Source organism: Achromobacter sp. (assembly GCF_036567245.1).
Taxonomy (GTDB): domain Bacteria; phylum Pseudomonadota; class Gammaproteobacteria; order Burkholderiales; family Burkholderiaceae_B; genus Achromobacter.
This window is the reverse complement of record NZ_DATCUY010000391.1, coordinates 1-4,136: the sequence shown is the minus strand read 5'-3', so window position 1 is coordinate 4,136 and position 4,136 is coordinate 1. Positions and strand designations below refer to the sequence as shown.

Below are 4,136 nucleotides of genomic sequence, written 5' to 3'. Positions count from 1 at the left end.
TTGTTCTGGGTGGATGCATTGCGCAGCATGTCGAGAAAGGTCATGGGGCGCAATTTTAGGCGGCGCCATGAAGGGCACGAAACACCCATGACAACACCCATGAAAGCGCCCATGAAAAAAGGCCGTCGAAACGGCCTTGGCCTGAATGCCCCTGCGGGCAAGCAGCGCAAGTCTTCAGGACATGGCGGCGGCCCGCTTTTCGAGAATCTCGAACGCCGGCAAGGTCTTGCCTTCGAGCACTTCGAGAAACGCGCCCCCGCCGGTGGAGATGTAGCCCACCTGCTGCTCGATGCCATATTTGGCAATGGCCGCCAGGGTGTCGCCGCCGCCAGCAATGCTGAATGCGGGCGATTGCGCAATGGCCTGGGCAATCGTGCGCGTGCCATTTTCAAAGGCGGGAAACTCGAAAACGCCCACCGGCCCGTTCCATACGATGGTGCCGGCCGATTTGAGCTGCGCCGCCAGCCGTGCGGCGGTTTCGGGGCCAATGTCCAGGATCAGGTCGTCCTCGGCCACATCGGTGGCGGCCTTGATGGTGGCGGGCGCGTCGGCGGCAAAGGTTTTGGCGGTAACCACGTCGGTGGGAATCGGCACCTCAGCGCCGCGCGCCTTCATGGCGGCCATCACCGACCTGGCGGCGTCCAGCAGATCGGGCTCGGCCAGGCTCTTGCCGATGGGCAGGCCGGCGGCCAGCATGAAGGTGTTGGCAATGCCGCCGCCCACGATGAGCTGGTCCACCTTGTCGGCCAGGCTTTGCAGGATGGTGAGCTTGGTGGACACCTTGGAGCCGGCCACGATGGCCGCCAGCGGGCGCTGGGGCTGGGCCAGGGCCTTGGTAAGGGCGTCGATTTCGGCCGACAGCAACGGGCCCGCGCACGCGATGGGGGCGTATTGCGCGATGCCGTAGGTGGTGCCCTCAGCGCGGTGGGCCGTGCCAAAAGCGTCGTTCACGAAGATGTCGCACAGGGCGGCCAGCTTGCGGGCCAGTTCTTCCTTGTTCTTCTTCTCGCCGACATTGACGCGGCAGTTTTCCAGCAGAACGACTTGTCCCGGCGCCACGGTCACGCCGTCCACCCAGTTGGCGAGCAGCGGCACGTCGCGCCCCAGCAGCTCGGACAGCCGCCGGGCCACGGGGGCCAGCGAGTCTTCGGGCTTGAATGCGCCTTCGGTGGGGCGGCCCAGATGGCTGGTCACCATCACGGCGGCGCCTGCGTCCAGAGCCATGCGGATGCACGGAATCGAGGCGCGGATACGGGTGTCTTCGGTGATGTGGCCGGCGGCGTCCAGCGGCACGTTCAGGTCGGCACGGATGAAGACGCGCTGACCACGAACTCGGTTCTGGGCGCACAGATCGGAAAAACGCAGGATGTTCATGGGCAAGAAGCTCGCGAAAGGGACTCGTGTAACGGGTCTGTCATTTTAGGCGCCTCTACATTGCGGGCCGTCGCGGCCGCCGCCCTACCAGCCCCAGCCGATGTGCAGGGGCAGGTACACCAGCATCCCCACCACGATGGTGCCCAGAATGCCGCGGCGCCAGAAGTAGTAGGCAACAGCGCACAGCACGGCGGGCAGGCGCGCGTCTTTCAGCGTGGTGATGAACGCACCGTGCGACATGAGGATCTCGGGCGCAATGACCGCCGTGAGCGCGGCCAGCGGCGCATATTTGAGCCCGCGCTTGAGCCAGTCGGGCATGGGCAACTCGCGCTCGGGGATCATGAAGAAGGAGCGCGTCACCAGGGTGAGCACGGCCAGGCCCGCCACGGCAACAAAGGGTTCCAGCCAATCCCAGCTCATGGATGCAGTTCCTCGCGCAGTGCCACCGCGTCGCCCGCCTCGACCTGTTCGAGCGCGTCGGCGCCGATCATGCTGTCGGCCGGCACCAGCAGCACCTCGGGCTTGTGGCGGCGCCGGTCCACGGCCTCGATCAGCAGGCCCACGGTGACCGCAGCGGCAATGGCCACCAGGATGTTGAGCTTGAGCGGCAGGGCAAAGGCAGCAATGGCCGCCGTGGCGGCCACCCCCGTAGCCAGCCAGGTGGCGCGGTCGAACAGCAGCGACAACAGCACACCGAGCAGCGCCAGCACGCCGGCAAACCCGAGCCCCCACGACAGGGGCACGGCGTTGGCCAGCAGGATGCCGGCAATCGACGGCACCTGCCAGGCCAGCCAGTTGGTGCTGGCCGCGCCCCAGAAATAGGGAACCTGATCGGGTTCGGGGCGGGGCTCGGGAAAACGCTTCATGAAGGCCACGAAGATCACGTCGCCGCTGAAGTAGCCAATGGCCAGGCGCTGACGCAGCGGCAGGTGCGCAAAGTAGCTGCGCCACAGGCTGCTGAAGATCACGAAGCGCAGGTTCACGCACGACGCCGTGAGCCACACCACCCACAGTGGCGCGCCGGTGGCCAGCAGCGGTATCACGGCCAGCTGGGCGCTGCCGGCATACACCAGCAGCGACATGAAAATGGCCATGGACACCGACATGCCGCTTTTCACCATGGCCACGCCGGTCACCATGGCCCAGGCGGCCAGCCCCAGCGAGGTGCCGGCCATGTCGGTGATGGCCAGACGGAACGCCGGGTGCCGCACGGTCTGGCGGACCGCCTGCAGGCTCATGGCGAAGTGGGCGCGCCGGTGGCGCCGGACCCGTCTGCAGCCCCCAGCACCATGCCCGGCTGCAGCGGAAAACCGCGCAGGAATTCCGAGGCCGGCAAGCGCTTGCCGCCGGCCCGCTGCAGGGCGGTCAGGCGCAAGGCATCTTCGCCGCAGGCCACGAGCACGCCGGTGGGGTCTATAGACAAAATCTCGCCACAGCGCTTGTCTGGCAAGCGCTGGCAGCTATGAATTTCATAGTCCCAGAGTTTGATGATCTCTGGGCCCAGCGTGGTGCTGGCCCCAGGAAAGGGATCAAAGGCGCGGATCTGCCGGCCAATCACCTGCGCCGGCAGCGACCAGTCGACTGCGCTTTCGGATTTTTCGATCTTGTGTGCATAGGTCACGCCCTGCTCCGGTTGCTGGACGGGCTGCAGACCACCGCAGGCGGCCAGCTCCAGGGCCTCCACGATCAGCCGCCCGCCCAGGTCGGCCAGCCGGTCATGCAATGAGGCCGTGGTGTCGCGCGGGCGAATGGACAGCTTCTCGGTCAGCAGCATGGCGCCGGTGTCCAGGCCCGCGTCCATCTGCATGATGGTGACGCCCGTCTCGGCATCCCCCGCTTGAATGGCGCGGTGGATGGGGGCGGCGCCACGCCAGCGTGGCAGCAGGCTGGCGTGGATGTTCAAACAACCCTTGGCCGGGAGGTCCAGCACCCATTGCGGCAGGATCAGGCCGTAGGCCGCAACCACCATGGCATCGGCCTGTGCGGCCAGCAGCGCGGCACGGGCGGCCGCGGCGTCTTCGGGGAATTTGCCGTCCAGGCGCAGGCTGCGGGGCTGGGCCACCGCAATGCCATGCTCCAGTGCGCACTGCTTGACGGGCGAGGCCTGCAGTTTCATGCCCCGGCCCGCCGGGCGGTCGGGCTGGGTGAGGACGAGGGGCACGGTGAACCCCGCGCTCAGCAAGCGCTGCAAAGCCACGCGGGCGAATTCGGGGGTTCCGGCAAAGATGATTTTCATGAAGAAGGGTCGGGCGGCGGTGGTCAGTGGTCCCTGTCATCGCCCGGCGGCTGGTCATCGGTGAAGGCCAGCTGGCGCACCGTGCCGGCGCGGTCGATGTGGATGTGCGCCATGCGCGGTTCATAGCCATCCATGAACCGGTAGGTCCAGACGTCGCCGTCAAAGCGGGCAACCCGCTCCACCAGCGCGGGTGGGCCGAAGGTGCGCTCCACATCGGCCCGGGTCCACTGGTTCAGCGCGATGCCCGAAAAGCGGTCGAAGGACAGCACCTGCTCGACGCGTTCAAGGCGGCCGGTGGCATCGAAGTCGAGATGAAATACCCGGCGGCCGGCCGGCTGGGTGGAGTAGAGCAGGCGCTCGCGGTGGCCCTCCAGGGCAGTCGCGCTGTGCGGCGCACCCAGCCGCGCCAGCACGTCGGCGCGGCGGGCTCCGGGCTTTTCCCGGTCGGGCGAGGCGCAGGCCGACAGCAACACCGCCAAAACCAGCGCACTGGCGCCGATGCCGCGGCGGCGCCTCACCGTGCTCA

At 67.3% G+C, this 4,136-nt stretch carries 5 protein-coding genes; all 5 read right to left on the bottom strand.

Annotated features, from left to right (window positions below):
* Positions 1–174 precede the first annotated feature (174 nt).
* Complete coding sequence (locus VIR09_RS16670) at positions 175–1,374, bottom strand: phosphoglycerate kinase (RefSeq protein WP_332013880.1); 1,200 nt, start codon at positions 1,372–1,374, stop codon at positions 175–177.
* 84 nt (positions 1,375–1,458) lie between these two features.
* Positions 1,459–1,794 (bottom strand): AzlD domain-containing protein, encoded by a 336-nt coding sequence (locus VIR09_RS16665; protein WP_332013879.1) that lies wholly within the window; start codon positions 1,792–1,794, stop codon positions 1,459–1,461.
* On the bottom strand, positions 1,791–2,612 hold the full coding sequence (locus tag VIR09_RS16660) for an AzlC family ABC transporter permease (protein WP_332013878.1): 822 nt from the start codon (positions 2,610–2,612) through the stop codon (positions 1,791–1,793). The genes VIR09_RS16665 and VIR09_RS16660 overlap by 4 nt, the downstream gene beginning before the upstream one ends.
* On the bottom strand, positions 2,609–3,610 hold the full coding sequence (gene fmt, locus VIR09_RS16655; RefSeq protein ID WP_332013877.1) for a methionyl-tRNA formyltransferase: 1,002 nt from the start codon (positions 3,608–3,610) through the stop codon (positions 2,609–2,611). Before fmt ends, VIR09_RS16660 begins: the two co-directional genes overlap by 4 nt.
* A gap of 23 nt (positions 3,611–3,633) precedes the next feature.
* A complete protein-coding gene (locus VIR09_RS16650; protein WP_332013881.1) occupies positions 3,634–4,128 on the bottom strand; it encodes a hypothetical protein in 495 nt (164 codons plus the stop codon).
* Positions 4,129–4,136: the final 8 nt, after the last annotated feature.

Bases quoted from the DNA above. Each gene is read 5' to 3' on its own strand.
- VIR09_RS16660 (WP_332013878.1), bottom strand. From the start codon at position 2,612: ATGAGCCTGCAGGCGGTCCGCCAGACCGTGCGGCACCCGGCGTTCCGT.
- VIR09_RS16665 (WP_332013879.1), bottom strand. From the start codon at position 1,794: ATGAGCTGGGATTGGCTGGAACCCTTTGTTGCCGTGGCGGGCCTGGCC.
- fmt (WP_332013877.1), bottom strand. From the start codon at position 3,610: ATGAAAATCATCTTTGCCGGAACCCCCGAATTCGCCCGCGTGGCTTTG.
- VIR09_RS16670 (WP_332013880.1), bottom strand. From the start codon at position 1,374: ATGAACATCCTGCGTTTTTCCGATCTGTGCGCCCAGAACCGAGTTCGT.